This window comes from Planotetraspora phitsanulokensis (assembly GCF_016863295.1).
GTDB lineage: Bacteria > Actinomycetota > Actinomycetes > Streptosporangiales > Streptosporangiaceae > Planotetraspora > Planotetraspora phitsanulokensis.
Genome location: NZ_BOOP01000013.1, coordinates 1 through 23,710 on the forward strand (window position 1 = coordinate 1; position 23,710 = coordinate 23,710).

Annotated in this window: 25 protein-coding genes and 3 pseudogenes; 17 read left to right on the plus strand and 11 right to left on the minus strand. The window is 67.0% G+C overall.

Translation table 11 applies throughout. The features are described 5' to 3' along the window. Positions 1 to 543, plus strand: a 543-nt coding sequence (locus Pph01_RS15655; RefSeq protein WP_204073819.1) for a sensor histidine kinase, incomplete at its 5' end; no start/stop codon positions are given. A 392-nt stretch (positions 544 to 935) separates the two neighbouring features. Here the strand turns inward: Pph01_RS15655 and Pph01_RS15660 are convergent. Both Pph01_RS15660 and Pph01_RS15665 read right to left on the minus strand, forming a co-directional pair. Further along, complete coding sequence (locus Pph01_RS15660; protein WP_204073820.1) at positions 936 to 1,724, minus strand: MBL fold metallo-hydrolase; 789 nt, start codon at positions 1,722 to 1,724, stop codon at positions 936 to 938. Beyond that, the gene (locus Pph01_RS15665; protein ID WP_204073821.1) at positions 1,718 to 1,882 is read right to left on the minus strand and encodes a hypothetical protein; all 165 of its coding nucleotides are present in this window, start codon (positions 1,880 to 1,882) and stop codon (positions 1,718 to 1,720) included. The genes Pph01_RS15660 and Pph01_RS15665 overlap by 7 nt, the downstream gene beginning before the upstream one ends. A 355-nt stretch (positions 1,883 to 2,237) precedes the next feature. On the opposite strand from Pph01_RS15665, the gene Pph01_RS15670 reads away from it, so the two are divergent. Then, on the plus strand, positions 2,238 to 2,852 hold the full coding sequence (locus tag Pph01_RS15670) for a DUF6707 family protein (RefSeq protein WP_204073822.1): 615 nt from the start codon (positions 2,238 to 2,240) through the stop codon (positions 2,850 to 2,852). 122 nt (positions 2,853 to 2,974) lie between these two features. On the opposite strand, the gene Pph01_RS15675 is transcribed toward Pph01_RS15670, so the two are convergent. From Pph01_RS15675 to Pph01_RS15685, 3 genes are read right to left on the minus strand one after another with little or no spacing between them, the layout of a single operon-like run. After that, a complete protein-coding gene (locus tag Pph01_RS15675) occupies positions 2,975 to 3,595 on the minus strand; it encodes a dihydrofolate reductase family protein (RefSeq protein WP_204073823.1) in 621 nt (206 codons plus the stop codon). Then, complete coding sequence (locus Pph01_RS15680) at positions 3,595 to 4,101, minus strand: SRPBCC family protein (RefSeq protein WP_204073824.1); 507 nt, start codon at positions 4,099 to 4,101, stop codon at positions 3,595 to 3,597. Before Pph01_RS15680 ends, Pph01_RS15675 begins: the two co-directional genes overlap by 1 nt. Continuing rightward, a complete protein-coding gene (locus Pph01_RS15685; RefSeq protein ID WP_204073825.1) occupies positions 4,101 to 4,448 on the minus strand; it encodes an ArsR/SmtB family transcription factor in 348 nt (115 codons plus the stop codon). The genes Pph01_RS15680 and Pph01_RS15685 overlap by 1 nt, the downstream gene beginning before the upstream one ends. Before the next feature lie 271 nt (positions 4,449 to 4,719). Between Pph01_RS15685 and Pph01_RS15690 the strand changes: the two genes are divergently transcribed. Beyond that, positions 4,720 to 5,775, plus strand: a complete 1,056-nt coding sequence (locus Pph01_RS15690) for a serine hydrolase domain-containing protein (RefSeq protein ID WP_239116767.1) — start codon at positions 4,720 to 4,722, stop codon at positions 5,773 to 5,775. A 569-nt stretch (positions 5,776 to 6,344) separates the two neighbouring features. Here Pph01_RS15690 and Pph01_RS15695 read toward each other — a convergent pair. Further along, complete coding sequence (locus Pph01_RS15695) at positions 6,345 to 6,824, minus strand: hypothetical protein (protein WP_204073827.1); 480 nt, start codon at positions 6,822 to 6,824, stop codon at positions 6,345 to 6,347. A gap of 175 nt (positions 6,825 to 6,999) precedes the next feature. On the opposite strand from Pph01_RS15695, the gene Pph01_RS15700 reads away from it, so the two are divergent. From Pph01_RS15700 to Pph01_RS15715, 4 genes and pseudogenes are all read left to right on the plus strand, one after another. Next, positions 7,000 to 7,158, plus strand: coding sequence for a hypothetical protein (locus tag Pph01_RS15700; protein ID WP_204073828.1), 159 nt, complete (start codon positions 7,000 to 7,002; stop codon positions 7,156 to 7,158). A 98-nt stretch (positions 7,159 to 7,256) separates the two neighbouring features. After that, positions 7,257 to 7,558 (plus strand): annotated as a pseudogene (locus Pph01_RS15705) (transposase family protein); the annotation flags it as partial. 867 nt (positions 7,559 to 8,425) lie between these two features. Continuing rightward, positions 8,426 to 10,189 carry a phosphatase PAP2 family protein gene (locus Pph01_RS15710; protein WP_204073829.1) on the plus strand — a complete coding sequence of 588 codons (1,764 nt, stop codon included), beginning with the start codon at positions 8,426 to 8,428 and terminating at the stop codon, positions 10,187 to 10,189. 111 nt (positions 10,190 to 10,300) lie between these two features. Then, entirely contained in the window at positions 10,301 to 10,837 is a 537-nt protein-coding gene (locus tag Pph01_RS15715) for a DUF6529 family protein (RefSeq protein WP_204073830.1), read from the plus strand. A 102-nt stretch (positions 10,838 to 10,939) separates the two neighbouring features. On the opposite strand, the gene Pph01_RS15720 is transcribed toward Pph01_RS15715, so the two are convergent. The 4 genes from Pph01_RS15720 to Pph01_RS15735 all read right to left on the minus strand — a co-directional run bounded on the left by Pph01_RS15720 (position 10,940) and on the right by Pph01_RS15735 (position 14,022). Then, positions 10,940 to 11,488: a Rieske (2Fe-2S) protein gene (locus Pph01_RS15720; RefSeq protein ID WP_204073831.1), complete on the minus strand. Its 549-nt coding sequence runs from the start codon at positions 11,486 to 11,488 to the stop codon at positions 10,940 to 10,942. Positions 11,489 to 11,557: 69 nt separating this feature from the next. Then, positions 11,558 to 12,481, minus strand: coding sequence for a metallophosphoesterase family protein (locus Pph01_RS15725; protein WP_204073832.1), 924 nt, complete (start codon positions 12,479 to 12,481; stop codon positions 11,558 to 11,560). Beyond that, positions 12,478 to 12,765: a cupredoxin domain-containing protein gene (locus Pph01_RS15730; RefSeq protein ID WP_204073833.1), complete on the minus strand. Its 288-nt coding sequence runs from the start codon at positions 12,763 to 12,765 to the stop codon at positions 12,478 to 12,480. The genes Pph01_RS15725 and Pph01_RS15730 overlap by 4 nt, the downstream gene beginning before the upstream one ends. A gap of 552 nt (positions 12,766 to 13,317) precedes the next feature. Continuing rightward, the gene (locus tag Pph01_RS15735; protein WP_204073834.1) at positions 13,318 to 14,022 is read right to left on the minus strand and encodes an alpha/beta hydrolase; all 705 of its coding nucleotides are present in this window, start codon (positions 14,020 to 14,022) and stop codon (positions 13,318 to 13,320) included. A 130-nt stretch (positions 14,023 to 14,152) separates the two neighbouring features. On the opposite strand from Pph01_RS15735, the gene Pph01_RS15740 reads away from it, so the two are divergent. After that, positions 14,153 to 15,097 (plus strand): AraC family transcriptional regulator, encoded by a 945-nt coding sequence (locus tag Pph01_RS15740; RefSeq protein ID WP_204073835.1) that lies wholly within the window; start codon positions 14,153 to 14,155, stop codon positions 15,095 to 15,097. Positions 15,098 to 15,218: 121 nt separating this feature from the next. Here Pph01_RS15740 and Pph01_RS15745 read toward each other — a convergent pair whose 3' ends face one another. Beyond that, positions 15,219 to 16,037, minus strand: coding sequence for a helix-turn-helix transcriptional regulator (locus Pph01_RS15745; protein WP_239116730.1), 819 nt, complete (start codon positions 16,035 to 16,037; stop codon positions 15,219 to 15,221). 132 nt (positions 16,038 to 16,169) lie between these two features. Here Pph01_RS15745 and Pph01_RS15750 point away from each other — a divergent pair, with 132 nt between their 5' ends. The 9 genes and pseudogenes from Pph01_RS15750 (at position 16,170) to Pph01_RS15790 (ending at position 23,708) form a co-directional block, all read left to right on the plus strand. After that, positions 16,170 to 17,240 (plus strand): aldo/keto reductase, encoded by a 1,071-nt coding sequence (locus Pph01_RS15750; protein ID WP_204073837.1) that lies wholly within the window; start codon positions 16,170 to 16,172, stop codon positions 17,238 to 17,240. Positions 17,241 to 17,360: 120 nt separating this feature from the next. Next, positions 17,361 to 17,913 (plus strand): annotated as a pseudogene (locus tag Pph01_RS15755) (SDR family oxidoreductase). Positions 17,914 to 17,975: 62 nt separating this feature from the next. After that, positions 17,976 to 18,998 carry an MDR family NADP-dependent oxidoreductase gene (locus Pph01_RS15760; RefSeq protein ID WP_204073838.1) on the plus strand — a complete coding sequence of 341 codons (1,023 nt, stop codon included), beginning with the start codon at positions 17,976 to 17,978 and terminating at the stop codon, positions 18,996 to 18,998. A 121-nt stretch (positions 18,999 to 19,119) separates the two neighbouring features. Next, positions 19,120 to 19,287, plus strand: a pseudogene (locus Pph01_RS42780) (transposase); the annotation flags it as partial. A 256-nt stretch (positions 19,288 to 19,543) separates the two neighbouring features. After that, positions 19,544 to 20,068: a hypothetical protein gene (locus tag Pph01_RS15770; RefSeq protein ID WP_204073839.1), complete on the plus strand. Its 525-nt coding sequence runs from the start codon at positions 19,544 to 19,546 to the stop codon at positions 20,066 to 20,068. Positions 20,069 to 20,087: 19 nt separating this feature from the next. Beyond that, positions 20,088 to 21,110: a hypothetical protein gene (locus Pph01_RS15775; RefSeq protein WP_239116731.1), complete on the plus strand. Its 1,023-nt coding sequence runs from the start codon at positions 20,088 to 20,090 to the stop codon at positions 21,108 to 21,110. Between the two features lie 307 nt (positions 21,111 to 21,417). Continuing rightward, entirely contained in the window at positions 21,418 to 21,672 is a 255-nt protein-coding gene (locus Pph01_RS15780) for a hypothetical protein (RefSeq protein WP_204073840.1), read from the plus strand. A 699-nt stretch (positions 21,673 to 22,371) separates the two neighbouring features. After that, positions 22,372 to 22,848: a GNAT family N-acetyltransferase gene (locus tag Pph01_RS15785; protein WP_204073841.1), complete on the plus strand. Its 477-nt coding sequence runs from the start codon at positions 22,372 to 22,374 to the stop codon at positions 22,846 to 22,848. A gap of 326 nt (positions 22,849 to 23,174) precedes the next feature. After that, entirely contained in the window at positions 23,175 to 23,708 is a 534-nt protein-coding gene (locus Pph01_RS15790; protein ID WP_204073842.1) for a hypothetical protein, read from the plus strand. Positions 23,709 to 23,710: the final 2 nt, after the last annotated feature.

The window sequence follows — 23,710 nt, forward strand, 5'->3', positions numbered from 1 at the left end:
GGGAGCAAGACGATCGTCGGCCGCCTCGAACCCGACGTGGTCGTACTGGGGGACCGGCTGCGCCTGGGCCGCCTGCTCACCAACCTCATCGACAACGCCGACCGGCACGCCGAAAGCACGATCACGGTCAGCGTGCAGCACGCCGAGTCCAGCGCCCGGGGCTTCCCGTACGGCGTCGCGGTGCTGGAGGTGATCGATGACGGGCCGGGCATCGAGCCGGACAAGCGCGAGCTGGTGTTCCAGCGGTTCGCCCGCCTGGACGCCGCCCGCAACAAAGACGCCGGGGGCACTGGGCTCGGCCTGCCGATCGCCCGCCAGATCGCCGAGGCGTGCGGAGGCACGCTGCGGATCGAAGACAGCGACTGCGGCGCCCGCTTCGTCTTGCGCCTCCCGCGCTACCGGGAGACCGACCCGCCCACACAGGATCCAGGCCAGGGACAGCCAAGACGGTTCCTACAAGGTCGTTTTTGGAGTCTTGGACGGATACCCGATGACCCACATGGTCGAGCGTGCGGATCCTCCGATGGACCTTTCACGAGATAGCTGAGGATCATGCACGTCAGGATGGGCGGCGGCAGGCCGCAAAATGCCGGAAGCCGACCGCCATCACTGAGCCGGTGGACGAGGAGCCGACTGAGTGACTATCCGAGCGACAATCGCCATGGACGAGCCTGGACCCCGCTAGACAGCAGTCATCTCTGTCGCCAGCCCGCTGCCGCTCCGCGGTGGGTCGACGGCGGACGGGATGGACGGGAAGTGGCGTGGCCGATTATGGGCCGCCCGGTACGCGGAGTCTCCGCAAATACGGATGCAGCAGTGGCTGGAGCGCGCCCCAATCACGCTTGCGATCGCGACCTGCGCGACTGATGCGAAGTCCTCCATCTTGGCGTCGTGTCGCGCACCGATCGCTAGCGGGGCGTCCCGTCGCGCTCGCTTCATTGGGCGAGGCGTTGGAGTTGCCCTTCGTGCACGTCGCTCACCCACTCCCAGCCAGGCTTGGCCGATGGGCCGACCCGTGGGTCGGCGGGGACTTGGCCGTTCCGCAACGCGAGTACGTACGCCCGATCCTGGTCGATCCGTGCCTGTACCTGGTCGGATCCGCCGACGGACCCGTGGCCGGGGACGACAATGTCAACGCCGCCCGCCACGCTCTCGAGCAACCGCAGCGCGGCGAGATAGTCCTCGACCGGGTCAACGGTGCCGTTCACGTCGAGCATCGGAATCAACACATCGGACAGCATGTCGCCGGCGACGAGAACCCGGTGTTCCTCAATCAGCAGCGCCGCATGGCCGGGTGCATGGGCCTGATGCTCGAGGATCCGCACCACCGGGCCATCCCACGGAATTCGTGCAGTTGCCTCGGGCAGGCCGGTAATGTTCCCGAGCAGTTCCAGCGGCACGTCCTCGGGGATGCCGAGCCGGACCGGATCGATCCCGCCCGCCAGCCGGTCTCGGGCAGTAGTCGCGCAAAGCGCGGTGCCGTAACGCGGCGCTCCGCCGAGGCTCGCGTGCCAGAGCAGGTGATCCCAATGCGGATGAGTCGAGAAGCCAGCCACCACGGCCTGACCCACATCGGACAGGTCGTTCGCGAGGCACGTCATCTCATCGCCGTGGATCCCGGCGTCGATGAGCAACACGCCATCCCGGCCCAGCACGACAACGGCGTTGCTCTGACAGAACTCGCTCTCATGGACCCACACACCCTGTGCGACCTGCCTCAGCATTGGCCGGCCTCGAGCTCATTGCGGATCGCGTAACGGTGCAGCGTGACGCCCTGCTCGAGCGCCGCGCCACCCACACCGATGATTCCGTCGGTCTGGGCACGGAGGGCGGCGAGCCGATCGTCGGCATCAACAGTCTCTTCGCCGTTGTGGGGAAGCATGCGTGCATGATGCCAGGACAGTCCGACAAAGACCGAGCAAAGCAACGATGACAGCCGAAGACCGGGGGTGTGGATGCGGCTGAGGGCACGACCCTGCGGGCCCTGCACTGCACATGCGGCTTCACCAGGACAAACGCCAGGTCCCAGGGTCACGACCAATGCTTGCGGAGCAAGAGGTCACTGGTTCTCTGTCGACCCAATGTCTGACCGGCGGATGACCCCAGGCCCTTCCTCTGCGTCGCCAAGCGCGATCTCGCGGGTGTGCTGGAGGCGTTGAGGTGGTGGGAGGGGCGGCGCAAGGCTCGACCGAGTTCGCGCGCGACCCGACGTCGTACCACGCGCCTAAACTGCCGCCATGCAAACCTCCGTCACCCGTGCTGAGCTGCTTGCTCTGTCCGAGGACATGCGTCGTCAGCTGAGCTTGGCGCTTGCGCCAGACCACGAGATTGTCCCGTTCCTGAAGCGGACCAAAGTTTCTACGCTGAAGAAACTCTCTCTGACCCGCCGGGAGTCGTTGCAGCGGCTCGACGAGTTGGCTTCCTGGTTGCACGTCTACGACCGCGATGATGAGGCGCAAGCGGTCGGGCGGGCTCTGCTGGTGTTTCCATTCCAGGGCGACTACACGCAGTATGGACCAGTGGAGGGCGTCCTGGCGCTTACGGCGTGGCTCGCCGAGCACAGCGACGCCGAGCTTGCCGACACCTGCCGGGCACATATCGTCGGAGCGTACGGGCGCCGTGAGGATTGGTCGGATAGGACGCGGTCCGCCATGGCCAACCGGCTGGGCGGATGGCAGGTCGAGTGGCAGGAACGCAATCGTGCCACCCATGATCTCAATTACACCCTCGCACAGTTGGGCGAGCTGGCATTTCTGGCGATCTGGAGTGGCTCAAGCACCTGGCCGATGGCAAGGATCCGGCAGGAGTTCGCGGACAAGACGGCTCACCTGCGGCGCCTGAAGAAGATCTGACCTACGAGCAGCGGACGCCGGCCGGGATCGCCGGCCCGAACGCTCGCCCTTTCCGACGCTCAGAGCGTCGAGGATCTCACCACGCTGCTGACCTCGGCGGGGGAGCGCTGAGGTCGAGACAGTTACCGCTCCCGGACTGCGTAGGTCAGGTGGGTCACCCGCTGCGTCGGCTCCGCGCGGACCGGCTCCAGGGCCACGCGGCTCGCGTCCACGCCCTCGAACAGGCGGATTCCGGAGCCGAACAGCACGGGTGAGAGCGCGATCGAGAACTCGTCGATCAGGCCGGCGTTCACGTACTCCAGGATCGTTGCGCCGCCGCCCGCGATGCGGACGTCTCGGTCGCCGGCGGCCTCGCGGGCCTGGTCGAGCGCGGTCTCGATGCCGTCGTTGACGAAGTGGAAGGTGGTCCCACCCGGCCGCTCCCAGGGGTCACGCTTCTCGTGCGTCACGACGAACACCGGCGTGTGGAACGGCGCCTCCTCCGGCCACATCTGCTCGCCGGCGTCGAACATGCGCTTGCCCATCACGCTCGCGCCGGTGCGCTCGAACGTCTCCCGCACGATGTCGTTGTCGCGCCCTTCCTCGCCGCCCTCGCCGAGCTTCAGGTTCTCCCGGAAGAACCGCTGTGGGAAGATCCACCGCTGCAGTTCCATCCACTGCCGCCCCATCAAATCCCCAAGGGACTCGGGTGCGATGAAACCGTCCAGCGACATCGACACGCTGAAGAACACCTTCCCGGCCATCAGCCCTCAGCTCCCTTCCGAACGATTTCGGTGACGTAGGCAGCCAGGTTGCTCAGGGTCTGCTGGCCGCCCTCGATCGCGTGGTATTTCTCGACCGCTTCGTCGCGCAGCTCCTTGGTGGGGAACACCGTGCGCATCTCGATCCGGGTCGCCGCCCCGTCGGGCGCGAACGCGAGGACCGACTCGAAGGCGTTCGGGTCGCCGCGGTATTCGCCGTGCAGCAGCGCGATCTGCGACGGCGGGACGATCTCGGTCCAGGTGATCCACTCCTGGTAGTCCGTCCTGTCCGGCCCGTGCATCACGAAGTCCCACTCCCCGCCGACGCGGAACTCGAAGGACCGCGTGGTGGTGGTGAACCCCTCCGGCCCCCACCACCGCGACAGGTGCCGCACCTCGGTGAACGCCTCGAACACCAGCTCCCGTGAGGCGTCGATGACCCGGGAGATCACAATCTCGCGGTCGGCCGTCGCTGACTGCGCCGGCGCTCCTTGTCCCGTCTCGCTCATCAGTTCCTTCCTTCCTGTCTTGCCTGCTTGATGTCCTGCACGTACGCGTCCAGCCGGTCGAAGCTCTCGTTCCAGAACCGCTCGAACCCGCCGGTCCACTCGTGGACCGGTCGCAGCCCGCGGGCGTCAAGGCCGTAAAGGCGCTGCTTGCCTGCCTTGCGGTCCCGCACCAGCCCGACCTCCCGGAGCACCCGCAGGTGTTTGGACGCCCCCGGCTGGGTCATCCCCAGCTCCTGGGCCAACTCGGTCACCGGCCGCTCACCCGCCCGCAGCAGCAGCAGGATCTCCCGGCGCTGCGGCTCGGCGATCGCGTTGAAGACGTCCGATGTCGTCGCTGCTCGTGCCATGGGCGCCATCATATGCCGATATCGGCATGCGTCAAGCTGGAGGAATAAGGCGGGTCTTGTCAGATGACGATCGTGGCCCTTGTCAGCGGCTGCGGAAACGCGTATCCCGGAGACGGCACGCGCGACGGCGGCGGGCAGGGAGGGCGATGGGTGAGCAGCACGCCAACGGCCGGCGGGTGACCTTCATGTCACCCCGCCGAGGACCATCCACAGGTTCTGATCATTGCTCAGGGACCATCATCGGTGCCCATTGACCCTAGGGTGAGTGACCATGGTCAACGGAACGGTGGAACCGGGTTTCGAGCAGGTAAGAGACGTTTTCGCCGATGTCCTGAAGCGGCAGGCTGGAGGAGCGGGGGCGGCGGTTGCCGCCCAGTTGGACGGCCGATGGATCGTCGACCTGTGGGGCGGGCCCGGCTGGTCACGCGACAGCATCGTCATGCCGTACTCCGTAACCAAACCGTTCGCAGCGGTCTGTGTGTTGCTCCTCGTGGATCGGGGCGTGCTGGAGTTGGACGCCCCGATGCGGCGCTACTGGCCCGAGTTCACTGTGCCGGCGACCGTACGACATGTCCTGTCGCACCAGGCGGGCGTGGTGGCACTGGACCAGTTGGTACCCACCGATACCTTCTACGACTGGGACCGGATGTGCGCGCTTCTAGCCGCGCAGGAGCCGTCGTGGGAACCGGGCACCGCGCACGGCGAGTCGGCGTTGTTTTACGGGCATCTGGTCGGCGAACTGGTCCGGCGCACCGACGGGCGGACGCTCGGCCGCTTTCTCGCCGAGGAGGTCTGCGCCCCGCACGAGCTGGACTTTCACATCGGCCTCGGCTCAGCTGAACAGGCACGGGCGATCGAGCTGACGGGCTTGACCTCGGCCTACCGTGCTGCCGCGCTGGACGGCAAACCCGACCTCTACCAGCGGGCGATCGGCAATCCGCCCGGTGCCCAGGACCCGGCTGTGGTCAACTCCGCCGCCTGGCGGGTCGCCGAGATCCCCGCTGTCAACGGCCACGGCACCGCCCGGGCAGCCGCCGGGTTCTACGCCGCATTGCCGCGGCTGCTGTCAGCCGACCTGCTCGCCGAGGCCACCACCGCCCAATGCTCGGGGATGGACGCGGTCTTCGGGGCACAGGCGACCTGGGGGCTGGGCTTCGGCATCTACGGTGACGACTACGGTATGGGCGGCCTGGGCGGCAACTATGCCGGCGCCGCCGACGGCTACACTTTCGCCTTCCTCACCGGCCATGTCGGCGATTTCGATCGCGCCGCTGACCTGGAGAACGCTCTGCGCGCCGTTCTCGGGCTCGGCCCGATCCCCGACTAGACCGGGCGTGGCCCCGGAAGACGGAACCTGCGATCGGGTCTGGCGGCCCTGGGGTCCCGGTCCACTAGCTAGGGACCGGATGACCCCCGCCCTCAGTGGGTGTTTGAGGGGGGTGTCAGTCGGTCTCGGTGACCGGTGGCGGACGAGGCGGGAGATGTCCTCGATCGGGACGCCGGAGTCTGACAGCGGCGAGACGAAGCTGTGCCGCATTTCGTGGGGGGACCAGTCTTTGCCGGGAAGGCCGGCGGTGTCGGGGGATCTTCCGGAAGTCGCGCCGTACGTTGTAGCGCGGTGAGCGCGGTTCCGTTCCTGGTCCGGAAGACGAGATCGGATTCCGCAGGTGTGGATTGAGTGGGGGCGCGGCACTGCAGCCGCGCCCTCACTGTCATCGGCTCCGTCGTGATCGTCGGACGTTGCGGCTGCGCCGTCTCCGCGACGTCACCAGCACTGCAGCCGTGTTCCACCACAACGTCCTTAAGACCACGTCTCATCAGGCTACTGGCATCTCATCAGCATGAACACGTCGCGATCGACTGTGCCGTGGCAGTACCAATCCGCCTGGGCCGGATTCAGCCGCAGTTGCCCCACGACCACCGGCCGTTCTTGTAAAGGGTTCCGCCTGCCCCTCCAAAGCCACCTACTTGGATTGTGCCGGCGTACTGGACGCACTTATTGGTCGCGTCGGCGTGCACCGCGGCGTAGTACTTGTATTGTCCGACCTGGCTCACCCAGTCTTTGCTGCCTTGCACCCACAGGCCCGCGACAACTGACGTCGGATCGCCGACGTATATCGACTTGAGGGTGGCAACACAGTTGTCGCCGGTTGCACCGTTGTACATCAGGTAGACATCACCCAGCTTGGCGCCGCTCCCGTCGGTGATTGTCCGGTGCCCGTCGGTCGTGTTGGCCCAGTTGCCGCCGAAGTCGTTGTTGCAGGCTTGCGCCGCCGTAAAGGGGTTCGCTGCCGCATGGGCCGGTGAGCCGAGCATCGCCACCACGGCTGTTGCCGAGACACCCATAATTGCCAATTTTCGTGCGATTTTGCGCATTTTTCCTCCATGTATCGTGCGCGAGTTCCGCGCCGTAATAGATGTGCGTCAACCACCAATTGCCGACTACGCCGTTTGAGGTTTGTCGCAGCCGAAAAGGGAAGCGATGGCGACCTGGAGTCCGGGCGCGTGGCTGTCCTTCCGCGGCTGATGCTTGACGCGGGGACTTCGCCTGATGCTTTGCGTGATCACGCCGAGGCTGACCAACCCAAGCTCGTCATACGACGGCGGCGACGCGGGGGTGGTGGACACCCGACAGATGATCGTGGATCATGCGGTCTTGATCAACTCGGACATCAAATCGGACCGCGCCCGTGATGTCGCGCGCTCGTGATCGAAAGCAACTCTTCTTCTCGTCATTGAGCCATTCCCTCGTGATGGTGCTGGTCACGATGGGTGGGGGCGGGCCAGAGATGCGATGAGAGGAGGCCCCCGATCGACCGCGTCGCCGACCAGAAGCCGTATTACTCCGGCAAGCACAAACGCCACGGCATGAGCGTCCAGGTCGTGGCCGTCCCTGCCGGCCGGCTCGTCTGCGCATCGCCCGCTCTGACCGGGAGAACCATGACCTGACCGCCGCCCGAACCGTCGGCCTGATCGACGCACTCACCGGCGGCAACGTGAAAACCTTCGCGGACAAGGGATACCAGGACGCGGGCGGCACGATCCCCATCCCGTTCAAGCGCCACCGGCACCGGCCACGACTGTCCCGCGCGCAGAAGGAGGTCAATCGCGACGGGATGGACAAGCGCCGGCGCTTGGTGTTGGGGGCTGAACGGCTCAAAGAGGCGGCGTACGGACCTCGAAGAAGTCGCATGCCGGCAACGCGTCCGCCTGACCACGCAAGAAGTCGTGCCAGGTGGCGGACGTCCGGCCGGGAGACGGATCGACGCCGTGGCCATTGCGGATCTCCCCAGCCGTGGACGGCGACCTCGATCCGAAGCGCGACCGATTCCCCGTGGTTACGGCCATAGCCCCACGAGAAGTTCGCCAACCGAGGAACAGCGTCTTCGCGGATCGGAATCATCCGCAGCACATGACGCAGCGTCACCAGGGATTTTCCTGCTGAGCCATTTTCTTGACACTCAGCGTCGGGGTTAGGATTACCGGCGCCGCGGAGTGGATGACCCAGCTTGCATAGGGCTTTGCCTCGGCAATGTTTACGCGCGCTTGCTGTCGGTTATGGTGGTTTTGATTAACCCAGAACCGTAGGTGCCCCTGTAGCCGCCGATGAACAAAACATTCTCGCCGCCGGCCACCATATCGGGAAGTGTCTTCACTCAAGAGAGCGATTCTTCTGCGTTCGATATTCGAACCAGCGAGCAATATTGACGAAGGGGCACTGTTCTCCATGAAGAGAACAACGAGATTATAGCTTTTCAGTTTCGTCCTGTCGTTCCGATGCTTTCGCCATTATTTGGAGCGGCTTCCGCGGCCGAACCAGCGGGGCGCCGGGAAAGTCCTGACGACGCAAGCCCTACGAGCCGGGCCGAACCCCGACCGGGTCGCGGCCCCTGGCACGGTGGGCGCTGGTTGACGTAGAGACGCTGAAATGGCCTGTCATCCTTCCTCAACCTCCGCTACCTGGCAGGAGGAGGATCGTGAGGATCTTCGCGCTTCCAGAACCGGTAAGAACCCGGCGGCGGCCTCTGCTCGCGCTCGCGGTGGCCGTCTTGACACTCGGCGCCCAGCACTCCGCAGCACCCGCCGCCCATGCCACCCCCCTCCCGACCGCGAACGTCGTCGCACAGCCGGCCCGGGGCAACGTGGTGATCGAGTGGAACCGGACGCTGCTCGACATCGTGCGCAGTCCGCAGGCAGAGCCGACCACCATCCACCCCACCCGTAACTTCGCCATCATGAGCGCGGCCGTCTATGACGCGGTCAACGCGATCAGCCGCGCTCATCCTCTCTACGGCTCCAAGCTCACCGCGCCGCGGGACGCGTCACGCCCCGCGGCGGCCGCGGCGGCCGCGCACGACACCCTCACCGCCCTGTACCCCGCGCACAAGGCCGGCCTGGACCGCCAGTTGTCCGACGATCTCGCCGGCATTCCCGACGGCCGTGCCAAACAGGAGGGCATCAAGGTCGGCGCCCAAGCGGCCCACGCCATCATCACCCTGCGCGCGCACGACGGCGCCGACGCCACCCCTCCGCCCTACGCCACCACCGGCAAACCCGGCGACTACCGGTCGACCCCACCCGCCTTCAAGGCGCCGGAGTTCACCCACTGGGGCAACGTCACCCCGTTCCTCCTCCGTACCGGCCACCAGTTCCGTCCCCCCGCGCCTCCGCCGCTGGCCAGCGCTGCTTACGCGGGCGCCATCAACGAGGTCGAAGCCATCGGCGCCGCCCGCAACACCACTCGGACGGCGGAACAGACCACGCTCGCCAAGCTCTGGGCCGGCCCTGCCCAGAACTACTGGTACGACATCGCGCAGCAGGTCGCCCTCGCGCGCCACAGTGACATCGACCAGTCGGCGGACCTGTTCGCTCTGCTCAACCTCACCCTCGCCGATGCGACCATCGGCATCTACGACGCCAAGTACACCTACCGGTTCTGGCGACCGATCACCGCCATCCGCCTCGCCGCCGGCAACCCGCGGGTCAAACGAGACCCGACATGGGTCCCGCTTGTCACCACCCCTCCGGACCCGTCCTACCCAGGCACGCACAGCGACATCAGCACGGCCGCCGCCACGGTACTCGCCGGCTTCTACGGCGACCGCAACACCTTCACCCTCACCTCACCGGCCACCGCCGGAAGCCCCCGGCCCTACACCAAGCCCTATACCAGCTTGAGCGCCACCGCGACCGAAGCCGGGCTCAGCCGCATCTGGGGGGGCGTACACACCCGGCTCGACCATAAGCCCGGCGCCGAACTCGGCGCCGCCATCGCCCGCTACGCGCTGGGCCAGTCGAAGCTCGCCCCAGCCGTCCCGAGTTCGCCGACCGGGAAGACCCCGGCCGGCAGCGCCAGCCCCGCTGGCGCCACCGTCGCGAACGCCACCGTCGCGGTCCGAGACTCGAGGCTCGGCAAGATCCTCGTCGACGGCCGAGGACGCACCCTGTACCTGTTCGAGGCGGACAAAGGCACCAGCTCGACCTGCTACAACGCGTGTGCAACCGCCTGGCCGCCACTGACCACCACGGGCAAGCCGCAGGCCGGCAGCGGCGCATCACCCGCCTTGCTCGGCACCACCACGAGGACCGACCACACCACCCAGGTCACCTACAACGGCCACCCGCTGTACTACTTCGTCACCGACGTCAAGCCCGGCGACATCACCGGGCAGGATGTCGACTCCTTCGGTGGCAAGTGGTACGTGCTCGACCCGAAGGGCAACAAGATCGAAAAGGGCTGAGTGCTGTCGGCTACGGCAGCCGCCATACGCACGACGTCGAGCGGGCTGTTGCGGCGGCCCCGGCGGCCGGATCACGGGAGGGAGCAGACAGACGTGGGAGCCCCGCCGAGGATGTCACCCCGCCCGGCCTGGCTGCGGCTGGCGACAGCCGCCGGGCTCGCCGTGGCCGTGACGGTGGCCTTGTACGCGTTCGGCCGGATACACACCCTGGACTACGCCAGCAGCTTGTTCGGACGCCGCGGCGACGACGCGAACCTTCTGAAGGCGCAAGTCGGCACCGCCCTGCTGGGCCTGGCCGTCTACCAGCTCATATTGGCGCTCTGGATCTACCAACGGCTACCCGGGGCCGGCGCCGCCCCCCGCCCGGTACACCTCGCCCACCGCATCGGCGGAGCCGTGCTGTTCGTGCTCTCGCTCCCGATCGCCTACCACTGCATCACCGCCTACGGAGTGCAGACGTACAGCGCCCGGGTCGCCCTGCACGCCCTCTCCGGCTGCTTCTTCTACGGCGCATTCGCCGCGAAGGTACTGATCGTCCGCAGCCGGCACCTACCCGGCTGGGCGTTGCCACTTGCCGGCGGCACCCTGTTCACCCTCATCGCGCTCCTGTGGTCCTCAGGGGCGCTCTGGCAGCTGGCCCAGCCGTAGCAGCCGGCCGCGCTCACCGACAGGGCCGGAATCCGGGGCCGCTTTTCATGAGACAGACGATGCCGAGAGGCCGCGGGCTCGTCGATGTCAGCCGCAGGAGCGTCAGGCCGAGATGTAGACCTGGACGACACCGTCGGACTGGCGAACCGCCATCCGCGGCAGCGCCGGCAGCGGCCCGGGTAAACGGTGGTGCAGAACCCGGCCGTCGAGTGCGAACAGGGCGCGGTGACACGGGCAGCGAAGCCGCGTCCCAGCCTCCAGGCCGAGCCGGCACCCTTGATGGGTGCAGGTTCCCGAGATCGCCCGCAACCGGCCGCCACTGCGGTACACGAAACCGTTGACCGAGCCGGCGTCGAACGCACGCACCGCGCCCTCGGGCAGCTCGGCGGCTGCCACGACCGGATGCCACACACCGGCGTCGGGAATTAGCGTGCCACCTCCCACCGGCGCGCCAGGGCCGGCCAGCGTCCGGTCGATCGCCACCCCCACCGCGACACCCGTCGCGGCGAGCGCCCCGCCGAGGACCGTCTGCCGCCGGGTCGCCACGGGCCGCCGCTCGGCCTCCTCGCGGCGCTCCCGGGCAAGGCGCTGGTAAAGATCGACGACGAACTCCTCGTTCGGCGTGCCGGAGCCGGGGCGGGCGGCGCGCATGAAGGTTCCTGACCCCCCTTCCCCTGCGTCCGTACGGCCAGGGCACGGAAGCGTCACCCGAGGCTCTGGTCACGTACGGCAAGAGCGTGCCGTCCCTTCACATAGCCGACCTCCCGAATGCCGAGCGCGTGCCGGAGTTTCCCGGCCGGCAGCGTCACCGGTACCGGAGCGGGCCCTTGGCCGGGCCTCGGCAGCGGATACGCGGTGGTCGTCGCGCTGTGGAAAGTGACGTTCCCTTCGATCTTGGTGAACAGCTGGTGGATGTGCCCGTTGAGGCACGTGACCGATGAGAACCGGCGAAGCAGCGCCAGTACCCGCGTCGCGTCGTCCGTGCCAGCCCCAGTTCGGATACAGCGCGAACAGCGGGATGTGGCTGAACACCACGATCGGAGTGTCGGCGGAGAGCCCCGCCACATCCTTCCGGACGAAGTCGATCTGATCCTCACCGAGATGCCCGAGCTTGCGCATGTTAAGCGTGTTGACGAGCGCGATGAAGTGCACTCCCTGGAGGTCGAAGCTGTACCAGCCATCGCCCCGCGATCCCGCCCCGAGCGCCCGGCGATACTTCTGCCCGGCGTCATCGATGGAGTCGTGCTCACCGGGCACGGTGAACACCTGGCCCGTCTTCAGTCCGGTCATCATCTGCTTCACCTGGTCGAACTGCGCCGGAGTGGCCAGGTGCGTCAGGTCCCCGGTGTGCATCACGAAGTCCGGCCGGTGGGCCAGACCGTTCACCTGCTCGATCGCGTCGGAGAACGACCCGCTCACGTCGGTGTTCGCGGGGCCGCGAAAACCGATATGGCTGTCGCTGACCTGTACGAACCGTAGTGCGGCGTTCGCGGGAATCGGGTCGGCCGAGCCCACGATGTGGCTGAGAAGCTCCCCGTCCGAGACCACGAGGACGACCGCCGCACCGAACCAGGCGCTGTGGCGCATCAGCTGGCGACGCGTCATCCCTCTCGGCTCGGGTACGCCGTCGCCCGTGGCGGTCATTGGGTCACCACCACGGTGCCGAGCATGAACGGGTGGATGGTGCACAGGTACCGGTACTTCCCGGGCTTAGTGAAGGTGTACCGGTACGTTGCCCCGGTCATCAGGGTGCCGGAGCGGAACGGCCCGCTCGTCGCCGAGACCGTGTGGGGCTCCTCGTCGGTGTTCGTCCAGGTCACAGTGGTCCCCACCGGCACCTTGACGGCCGCGGGCGCGAACGCGAAATTCTTGATCGCCACCGTTTTCGCGGCGACCGCCTTCCCCGGCTGAGCGGTGGCCTTCGGCATGTGCATACCCGGCATCGCCCCGGGCGAGCGCTCCCCCCGCTGACGCCGGACCCGCCGATCCGGGGCTCCCGCATGCAGCGAGCATGATCACCCCCGCCCCGGCCGTCAGCGCCACAGACCACCGTCGATCCGGACGACGGAAAAGGCATGACGTCGACATGTTTCCCCCCCATCCGGTCCGTCTCGGGACGGACCACCTCGTCACAGGCCTTGAGGCCTCGAACAGAGATAGGAGGAGGGGTTACATCCCAGACTATCGATGACGATTTTCGCAACAGGCCTTAGCTGGCCGCTCGCAAACCAGAGGGCACAACCAGGGCACACGACACCGTGATCAGCTACGAAAGGCTGAAACCACCGAGACGACCAACGGCAGGTCATCCCGGTGGTTCCGGAGTCGCCCCAGGTCACGATCAAGAGCTGATCAGAACTACGACGTGTGATCGGTACCCGCGTGACGCCCTGCAGGGTTGCCGCGAACTTCCACGGGCCGGCCTGGGCACCATCGTCGCCAGTGAGCAGCGTCGACTGTTGTGGCCTGTCTGGATGCGCTCAGCCAGTGCAGCCGGGGAGATCCTCCGCGATCTCGTTAATGAGTTTGGCGAGCTCATACGGCCGGGACAAGAAGGGAGAGTGCCCGCCCGGCAAGCGTCGGACCAGCTTGGCGAAGGTCTCCCCCCGCTTCTGGAAGAACTCGGGGATGACGTGGTCCTCGTCACACAGAACCAGGGCAGAGGGAATCATCTGCCACGCTGCGCGCGTCTGCTTGTCGTAGAGCACCCGGCGGCTCTGCGGCCGCAGCCGGGTCACCGCCGCGTCGGCCCAGTCTGCCTGCACATCAAAGTAGAAGACCTCCCGTGCGTTTCCGAAGACCGGCCAGAGGTCCGGCGGCTCGGGCGGGTCCGACGGCTCGCCCGGCAGCGCCGAGGCCGCCGACTCGCCCACCTCCAGCATGTGTGCCGCGAGGTAGATGAGCCGCGTGACGTTGGGGACGGTGCCGGCGATTTCGCTCACAGGTATGCCGGCGTACGAGTGGGCGAGCACGGTGATCGGGCCGTCGATGCCGTCCAGGTGGTCACGGATCGCCTGCGCGTCGTCGTACATGCTGACGTTGGGATCCCCGTCCACGCTCGGCAGGTCGACCGTCGAGACCGTCCAGCCCCCGTCCAACTCCGGAATCAGGTGCTCCCAGCACCACGACCCATGCCAGCCGCCGTGCACGAGCACCAGCGCACCGCGTTGCCCGACATCAGTCATCACGCTTCCCCCTGCTAGGTCATTTGCCGCCGCGACCGGACAGTCGCTGCAGGTCGTTAGGCTATGAATGGCGTCGGCGCGGGTCCATCCGTCAACGTCCGTCGTCCTTTCGTCAGCGTCCGGGGGAGCTGTGGAGCCGCTTGAACATGTTCTTTCGCTACTGAAAGTGGGTTGGTTGTGCACCACACCGCTGCAGGCCGGCGGACAGTGGGCGCTCGCGTTCGACGGCCGACTTGACCTGCGGATCGAAAAGGTCGTCACCGGCGGGTGCTGGGTCGTCGTAGAGGGCCGGGACGAGCCCCTGCGCGTCGAGCAGGGGGACTGCTACGTGGTGGTCGGCCGGCGACGCTACCGGCTGGCAAGCGACCTTGACACCGATCCCGTTCCCGCGTATCCGGTCTACCGGACCCCGGACGGCGCGCCGCGAAAGGTGGCGCAGGTCGGCGAGGGCTGGGACACCACCATCACCGGAGCCGGTTTCATCTTCGACCCGGACCCCGCGCCGCTGCTGTTCGATGTGCTGCCGCCACTCATCCACGTGTCCGCCGCCCTCGAGCGGGCCCCGGTTCTGCGCACCACTCTCTGCCTGCTGGCGCACGAGTCACAGGGCGAGTGGCTGGGTCAACCGGCGATGATGAACCGGCTCGCCCACATGCTGCTCCTGCAAGCGCTGCGCGAGCACACCGGGACTGCCGAGGGGTCCGGGGGATTGCTGGCGGCGTCGTTGCACCCGCAGCTCGGTGCCGCGCTGCGGGCCCTGCACACTGACATCACGCAGCCGTGGTCGGTCGCCGACCTGGCTGGGATCGCCGGCCTGTCCCGCTCCACGTTCTCGCTCAAGTTTCGGACTACCGTCGGTCTGCCCCCGGTGGACTACCTCCTTCGCGTACGGATGCACGCGGCGGCCCGCGCGCTGCGCGAGACCGACCACACGGTCGCGGTCATCGCGGCGAGCGTGGGCTACGGCACCGAAAGCGCCTTCAGTGTCGCTTTCAAACGCGTTTACGGCATTTCTCCGAGCGAATACCGCCTCCGCCCCCCGGCCCGCCGAATCGAACTGGGCCAGGCGTCGTAATACGCACTTTGAAACGCACCCAAGGCGGTCCAGCAGTGGGCGTACGCCGGGCTCCTCGGTCCCGGGAAACCAGCGCCTCCGAATCGGGCGTCAGGCCCACGCCGGAGGCGTGTCAGCATTATCACCGTGTGTGCAGCCGGTCCATTGCTGCTCGGCTGTCGTCGTCCGCGGCGCGGCAGATTAACAGCCGCTGGTCGGGGTCTTGAAGTGGCATGAGTACTTCGAAGTGGACTGCGATTTCTCCGGCGTCGGGATGCCGTATCACCTTGTGTCCGCGGCCGTTGATTTTGACGTCGCGCTGGGCCCACAAGCGTGCGAACTGCTCGTTGTGAGTGATGCACCGGGAGATGAGTTCGTTCAGAACCTGGTCCTCCGGATATGCGGCCCACGCGGCGCGCAGGTAGGCGATTCCCTCCCGCACGACGCGTTCGCGGTCGACGTAGTACTCGCGTGTTTCCGGATGGATCAGACACAGCCACATCGAGTTGCGCTGCTGGGGCGGCAGGGTGTCGAAATCGATGAGCAGCCTCCCCATTTCGGGATTCCAGGCCAGGATGTCGTAGCGGTGGTTCAGCACCATGGCCGGCAGCGGGGACAGGTCGGTGACCAGCCGGGCCAGCGGCGGTGCCGCTGTGTTGGCGGGCTTGGCGGTGGTGCGGGGGCGTTGCCGGGTGAGGTCGTAGAGGTAGGTGCGTTCGTCGGGGGCCAGGCGCAGGGCGCGGGCCAGCGCTTCGACCACGTCGGCTGAGGGCCGCAGCGGGCGGGCCTGTTCCAGCCGCACAAGGTAGTCGATGCTGATCCCGGCCAGTTCGGCGACCTCTTCGCGGCGCAGTCCGGGGGTGCGCCGGGCCTGCCGGCGCACGGGCAGGCCGACGTCACGCGGGTCGAGGCGTTCGCGTCGGGTGCGCAGGAACGCAGCCAGTTCCTGGGCGGCGTCCACAGTGCGGGTCGTCATGCGCTGTCCAACAGGCTGGGTAGGAGTGGTGTTCCCAGGAAGCGTCTTCCCTTACCCCTGGCTGCTGGCGGTCGCAGGCTGGTGGCCGACGTTGGATCACGAGCACAGGAGAACACGATGTCGCTGACCCTCGACACCTACCGGCTGCTGGGCCGCTCCGGGCTGCGGGTCTCACCGCTGGCGCTGGGCGCGGCGACCTTCGGCACCGAGTGGGGCTGGGGGGCCGAGCGCGAGGAGGCGCGCAAGCTGTTCGACCGTTACATCGAGCTCGGCGGCAACTTCTTCGACACCGCCAGCACCTACACCAACGGCAGTTCCGAGCGGCTGCTGGGCGAGTTCACCCGCACCAACCGCGACGGACTGGTGCTGGCGACGAAGTACTCGACGCTGCGCCAGCCCGGTGACCCCAATTCCGGGGGTACGCACCGCAAGAGCATGCTGGCGTCGGTGGAATCCAGTCTGCGGCAGCTGAACACGGACTACATCGATCTGCTCTATCTGAACGTATGGGACTTCAGGACGCCGGTGGAGGAGATCCTGCGCGGCCTGGACGACCTGGTGAGGCAGGGCAAGGTCCTGTACGTGGCGATCTCCAGCGCCCCGGCCTGGCAGGTGTCGCGCATGCAGACGATCGCCGACCTGCGCGGCTGGTCGCCGCTGGTCGCACTGGAGATCGAGTACAGCCTGATCGAGCGTACCGGGGAGCGTGATCTGATCCCCATGGCACGCGAGATGGGACTGGGCGTAGTCCCCTTCTCCCCGCTGGGCGGCGGGGTACTCACCGGCAAGTACAGCCGGGAGGACCTGAACCCGACGGGCCCCGTTGCCGGCGAAACCGCCAGCAGCCGCAAGAGCCTCAACGCCGCCCTGGGAATGGTCACCGAACGTACCCTTGCCATCGCTGATGTGGTGAAGGAGGTGGCCTCGGAGCTGGGCCACACACCCGCCCAGGTCGCACTGGCCTGGACCCTGAACGCCCCGGGCGTGACGGCACCCATCATCGGCGCCCGCACTATCGCGCAGCTGGAAGACAACCTGGGCGCCCTGCAGGTCGACCTCACTCCTTCCCAACTGGCCCGCCTCGGCGAGGTCAGCGCCATCGACCTCGGCATTCCGCACGGCCTGCTCGCCAGCGACCACATCCGCATGGTCACCACAGGCGACATGAAGATCGAAACCCGCAGCTGATTCACATCACTAACGGCAACATCCAGACATATCACCACGTTTTTGAAGATGGAACGGAGCAACCTCGGCATGGGTAAGTACAGCGACAAGAATGTGGTGATCACGGGTGGCAGCAGCGGCATGGGGCTCGCGGTAGCGGAGCTGCTGGTGCAAGGCGAAGCCCGCGTGGTGATTACCGGCCGTTCTCAACGCCGGCATCGCACCCCTCACGCCCCTTGAGTCGACGACCGAGGAGGTGTACGACGAACTGTTCGCGATCAACGTCAAGGGCGCCTTCTTCACTGTGCAGAAGCTCGCCCCGCTGCTGAGCACGAACGCCGGCGTCGTCCTCACCACCTCGATCGCGAACGTCATCGGCATGGTGGACACCAGCGTCTATGCGGCCGGCAAAGCGGCGCTGCGCTCGATGGCCCGCACCTTCTCCGGCGAGCTGCTTCCGCGAGGAATTCGTGTCAATGCGATCAGCCCGGGTCCCATCGACTCGGGGATTCTGGAAACGATGATGTCCAAAGAGGCCGCCGACCCGTTCAGGGCGGAGCGGATCGCGAGTAACCCCATGGAGCGTTACGGCACCGTCGAGGAGTTCGCCGAGGCGGCTGCATTCCTCGCCTTCGACGCCACGTACACCACCGGTATCGAGCTGGCCGTGGACGGCGGCGAAACCCAGCTCTGAACTCGCCCTGCCGCTCTGCCATGGGCTCAGGCCCGGCCATGACCGACCGAGAGACTTCCATCATGACTGTCCAGGGACCATACGCCGTCGTCCTGCGTGAGCATCGCAGGGATCTGGCTCAGCCGCCCAGCTCACTGCTCGAGGTGGTCACGCTCCCTCCGCAGGAGCTGGCCGCCGGCCAGGTCCGGGTGCGGAACCTGTACCAGCAGGTGATCGCGGCGAGCGGCGACCTGATGTTCGAGACCACTCAAATTCCGGTGCCCGCCTTCCGGGTCGGCGAGCCGGTCTACGGCACCGCGATCGGCACGGTCGTCGAGTCACGCGCCGACGGCCTGCCGGTGGGAACCGTCGTGCTGCACATGTCGGGCTGGCGCGAGGAGAGCATCCTGGGGCCGGGCGAGGCGTTCCCCGTGCCCGACAGCGTCTTCCCCGGTCCCGAGTACCTGCTCAACCAGGGCGTGCCCGCCTACCACGGCATTGTCGACATCGCCGCCGTCGGCGACGGTGACGTCGTCCTCGTCAGCGGAGCCGCCGGCGGCGTCGGGTCGATGGCCGCGCAGATCGCCAAGGCACGTGGCGCCGCGTACGTCATCGGCATTGCCGGCGGGCCCGAGAAGACCCGCTACCTCGTCGAAGAGCTCGGCCTCGATGCCGCCATCGACTATCGCAACGACGACCTCGACGACCGGCTCACGGAGCTCGCCCCCGACGGGATCACCGCCTTCTTCGACACCATCGGCGGCTCCCAGTTCGAAGCAGCACTCCGGCACACGGCGTTCGGCGCCCGCTTCGCGCTGTGCGGCACCCTCGCCGGGCAGGTCAGCGGCGGCGACGGCGGGCACCCCCGCTTCGACATCATGACCGCGCTGGTCCACGAGGTGCAGATCCGCCCCTTCACCACCAGGCACACCCCCGACCAGGTCCAGGCCTGGAACACCCACTATGCCCAGTGGTACGACGAAGGCCGGATCAGGTTCGCGCACACCCTCCTCGAAGGCACCCTCCAGCGCGTCATCACCGCGCAGGACGAGCTCCTCGCCGGCGTACACCGCGGCAACGTCATCGTGAGGCTCACCGACGCATAGGCGAGATTCACGATGACGCGGCGGCGCTGGTCCCGCCGCAGTCTCAGCTCCCTCGCCCCGGCGGCAGTCCCGACGTGGACGGGCCGGGTGCCAACGCTCAGGTCCCACGTGATCGCACCCCCCGCGCACTGACAACGTCCCCCACCTTGAGGAGTGGATCTCCCAAGTCCGCGAGGACGGCCTGCCCCACCTCCACGCCTACATCCGCGGCCTGGAACGGGATCGCGACGCTGTGAACAACACACTCACCCTCCCGTTCCACAACGGCGGCACCGAAGGCGTCAACACGGCAAAGCCCTGCAGAAGGCGGCGCAAGGCGACGCATCCCAGAGTGCGTAGGTCTCGCCGGGTGTGCATGGCCAGGTCGAAGAGACGAAGCGGCTCGGCGGTGTGTTCGCTCCCACATCGGTTCGAGCAAAAGATCGTATGAAGCTCGTCAACAAGACGTGCGTCCCCGCGGCCCAGATAACTCGTCCGTCTTAAGTTGTCGGATCGATCTCATGATCAGCGACGAGCGGAACAACCACTCGTCCACAGTTACGGGGATGAATATGCGACTCAAGCAGCTCGCACTGATAGCAGGAAGCACCCTCGCTCTGGCCACGCTCACCGGTCAGAGCGCAGAAGCCGCCGACACCACGGTGACCTTCACGGTCACCTCCGGCGCTTTGACGATCACCGCGCCGGCCGGGCCGGTCAGCCTGGGCAGCACCACGGCAGGTAACTCGGTCAGCGGTCCCCTCGGGACCGTCAGAGTGACCGACGCCCGTGGCGGCACGCCGACCTCGGACTGGATCGCCAGGGTCTCGTCCACGAGCTTCGTCGGGCCGAGTGACACGATCGCGGCCTCCGCCGCTGTATACACACCCGGTGCCGGCACGCTGCTCGTCGGCAACGGCACGCTGACATCGGGCACGCCGGGAAGTTTGGGCGCGCAGCGCGTCGCCATGACCTACACCGGCGGCACCGGGAACAGCGACGCGACGTGGGATCCGACACTGTTGATCGCCGTCCCGCTGTCGGTGGGACTGGGTACTTACACCGGGACGGTGACACATTCCGTCGCCTAATCGGTGCCGGGTCCGCGCCGTGGCCGTCCTGCTGTCCGCGCTCCTTGTGGGCCCGTACGGCGGGGCGGCCCCGGCCGCCCTCGCTTCCGCAGTGACAGCTCACAGCGCGGTGAGCCGCTTCGACCCCGGCGCTCCCGGCAAGGGACTCGGCGTCCGACTGGTGGACGCCCCCGTCGTCCGTCGCAAGGACCCCCGTGCCCGCACCGGCGTCGTCGACCATCTCAACCCCGGCACCACAATCAGACGGCGGCTCGAGGTCTCCAACACCACCGCCGAGCCGCTGCATGTCTCGCTCTACGCCGCGGCGGCCTCCATCGAAGGCCGCACATTCACGTTCGCGCCGGAGCGTACGCCGAACGAGTTGTCGACCTGGACGAGTATCGAACCCAGGGAGATCGACCTGGCGCCGGGCCACAAGCGGATCGCGTGGTTCACCCTCGATGTGCCACCGGATGCGTCGCGCGGAGAGCGGTTCGCGGTGATGTGGGCACAGACGGCCACAATGCCGGACAAGGTACACAACGTGGGGCTCGCCAGCCGGGTCGGCGTCAGGATGTACCTCGACGTCGGTCCTGGCGGAGAGCCGCCGTCGGACATGAGCATCGAGAAGTTCACACCGGAGCGCGACGCCACCGGTCAGCCACGCCTGGTCGCCGAGGTCCGCAACACCGGTGGCCGGGCACTGGAACTGTCAGGAGCCCTATCCCTCTCGGAGGGGCCCGGCGGGCTGCGTGCCGGGCCGTACCCTGCCACGCTGGGTGTCGCGCTGAAGCCCGGTGACGTCGGACAGGTGGTCGTGGTGCTGGATCCACGCCTGCCGAACGGGCCCTGGAAGGCCGACCTGGTCATCCAGAGCGGCCTGGTGAAGCGGACGGTGTCGGCCACGGTCGTCTTCCCTGACGCCGGAGTGGGCCAATCTGTCCTGTTCGGCGGGAATCGTTTGCTCCTCATCTCCCTGCTGCTTGCGCTGATCCTTGTGATCGCGACGGGCGTTTACCTCCTCCGGCGCAGGCGTCGCCAGGCAAACCCCGCCATGGCTTGAGCGAAAGACACAGATGCACAGAAGAACAGCGTTCCTTGCCACCCCCGCCCTGTTGGTCACCTTGTTGGTCACCCTTCCCGGCCCACCGGCGGAGGCGACGCCCGGCGCCGCCACGTTCATGCTCCCCAGGGCTGGGGCATTGACGATCACCGCGCCCGTGGCGATGTCCCTTGGCAGCGCGCCGCCCGGTGGCACTATGACGGTGCAGATGCAGACGATGACCGTAACGGACACCCGTGAGCCAGGCGCCGGCCGGTGGACTGCCTCCGTCTCGTCGACCAACTACACCCGCACGACAACGCCTGTCGTGACCATCGACAGGGCGAACATGTCGTACTGGTCGGGGCCGGCCACCGCGACCCAGGGTGGCGGCACCTTCGTCCCAGGCCAGCCGACCGCGGCCCAGCGGGTGAGCCTGAGCGCCACCCGCGTAGCGTTCTCCCATGTCGCGATCGCCGGGGTCAACAACTGCAACTGGCGGCCGACCCTGACCATGTCCATCCCGTTCGCGGGGGTGACCACGGGCACCTACACCGGTGTCATCACGCACTCCGTGGCGTGACCGGCCGCACCGGGACCTCAGACCCCGAGCGCCTCGGCCTCCGCGCGGAGACGAGCGCAGGCTGGCCCACGGCTCCACGATGCCCATAGCCGCCGCGACAATGGGCCCATGGAGCCGGACTGTCCGCGTGGCCGCAGCGGCGAAGTCCTTTTAGCCCTGATTCAGCACGCCAGTTCAATCGGGATCGAGACGGCAACCCGCAAGCGCGCCCAGAAACCGGAGCCGCGCGGGCTGAAGCAGAGAGCGAAGTCGCAAACGTCATCCGGCAAACCATCCCCGCCCCATCGGAACTCAGCGACGCGCGCATCGAGAAGATCGCTCAAGCGCTCGCCGATACGGCATGGCTGAGTCTCCCCAGCAAGAGATGACCACCACACAGTGATGGTGCGGTGGTTGACCGGCGGCATGGAAGATCGACAAGGTGAGCGGCATGAATGCGGACGTGGGGCCGATGGGTGCCGAGGAGTTGTCGTTCGGCGGTGACCCGGATCGGAGGCAGTGGTTACGGGAGTGGGTGTCGGTCCACCGAAAGGCCATGGTCACCGTCTCGGCTGTATTCATACTGCTGAGTGTCCTCATTGCGTCGCTATCTCCACGGCCCTCCTCGCTGCATTCAGCGAAACCCTCCGATCTCGGATCGCAGAGCAACGCATCGCAGAGCTCCACACTCGTAGCTGGCTGACCGCCTATGCCGAGATCATGCCCGCCAGCTACCTGGCTGGGCCCCTGCTCGACGAGCGCAAGGCCATGTGGAGCACGCGGCTCGCCACTGTCACCGCGGAACAGGATCACACCCGCTGCCTGCTCGTTGCCGTCGATGGCAACGACCTCCTGGGGTTTGCCTATCTCGCCGTCGGAACCGACGGGCGCATCTTGCTCGACAACCTGCACGTCCAGCCGGAGCGCAAGCAGTCCGGCATCGGCCGCCAACTCGTCTACCACGCTTTTGGCTGGGCCTCCGAGCAACACCCTGACAAGACGGTCTATCTGGAGGTGTTGTGCGACAATTTCGCCGCGATCACCTTCTACCGGCGCCTCGGCGGCCAGTCCACCAAAGAGTTCATGGAACGCTTCCCGGCAGGATTCGAACTACCCGTCGTCGAGTACACATGGGGTCCTGACATCGTCCGAATCCTTGCCGACAACCGTTCCACCACCGATCGGCTTGCCTCCTAGAAGCCTCCGGCGGGGGCACTCTGGCTGCGGGATGATCGCTGCGCCGGGGTTGAGGTCCGTAGGCGGCTGAGGTGGAAGCCTGATCATCCTGCCCACCATCGACCCGGGATAAGACGAGCAGGCCAGGGCCACGGGTCAAGGGTCGTTCGTCCAGCGGGGCGCTCCACCCTTGACCCGTGGCCCCGGCCCGCTTCACTTTCGGGCGGGTCGACCGCGGACGGGATGGACAGGCAGGAGTTGCGCGAGCTGGTCGGCGTTGGTGAGCGGCTGTTGCACCTAATGTCTCAATTTAAATACTTCACACCAGTCATCCCAATCGTTAGTGATTGGCTGTGATCGTTGCCCGTAGCATGCCGATGCGAAATTTCACTGCCGCCGCCGATCTGGCGGACCCGGCCGCCACGGGAGAACACATGAAGCAGAAGCTGCACGATGCGCTGATCACTATCGCCACCCCATTGCTCAACCCTGGCGAGACGCCGGCCGCGACCGGTAGGGCCCGGGTGGGCAAGGTCTCGATTGCCCGCAACGCCGCCCTGGCCGCCGCCTCGATGCTGCTCTCTGGCGGCACGGTCGGCGTGTATGCCATGAACAAGGCTTACTACGTCCTGTTGACCAGCGAGCGGCTGTTGCTGCTCGAGCCGCACTGGCTAACCTCCCGCCCCACCGCAAAGGTTCTCGGCGACATTCCCCGGCCGCTCTTGTCGATCGAGGACGTCAAGCGTTCCGTCATGACGTCGGTGACACTGTCCATCAGCGGTGAGGACAAGGGGCTGCTGCTCAAGTATCCGACGTTCGACAGGGAAGGTGCCGAGTTGCTGCTCAAGGCGTTCGGGGTGGCCCCCAGCCTGACCAACTAACC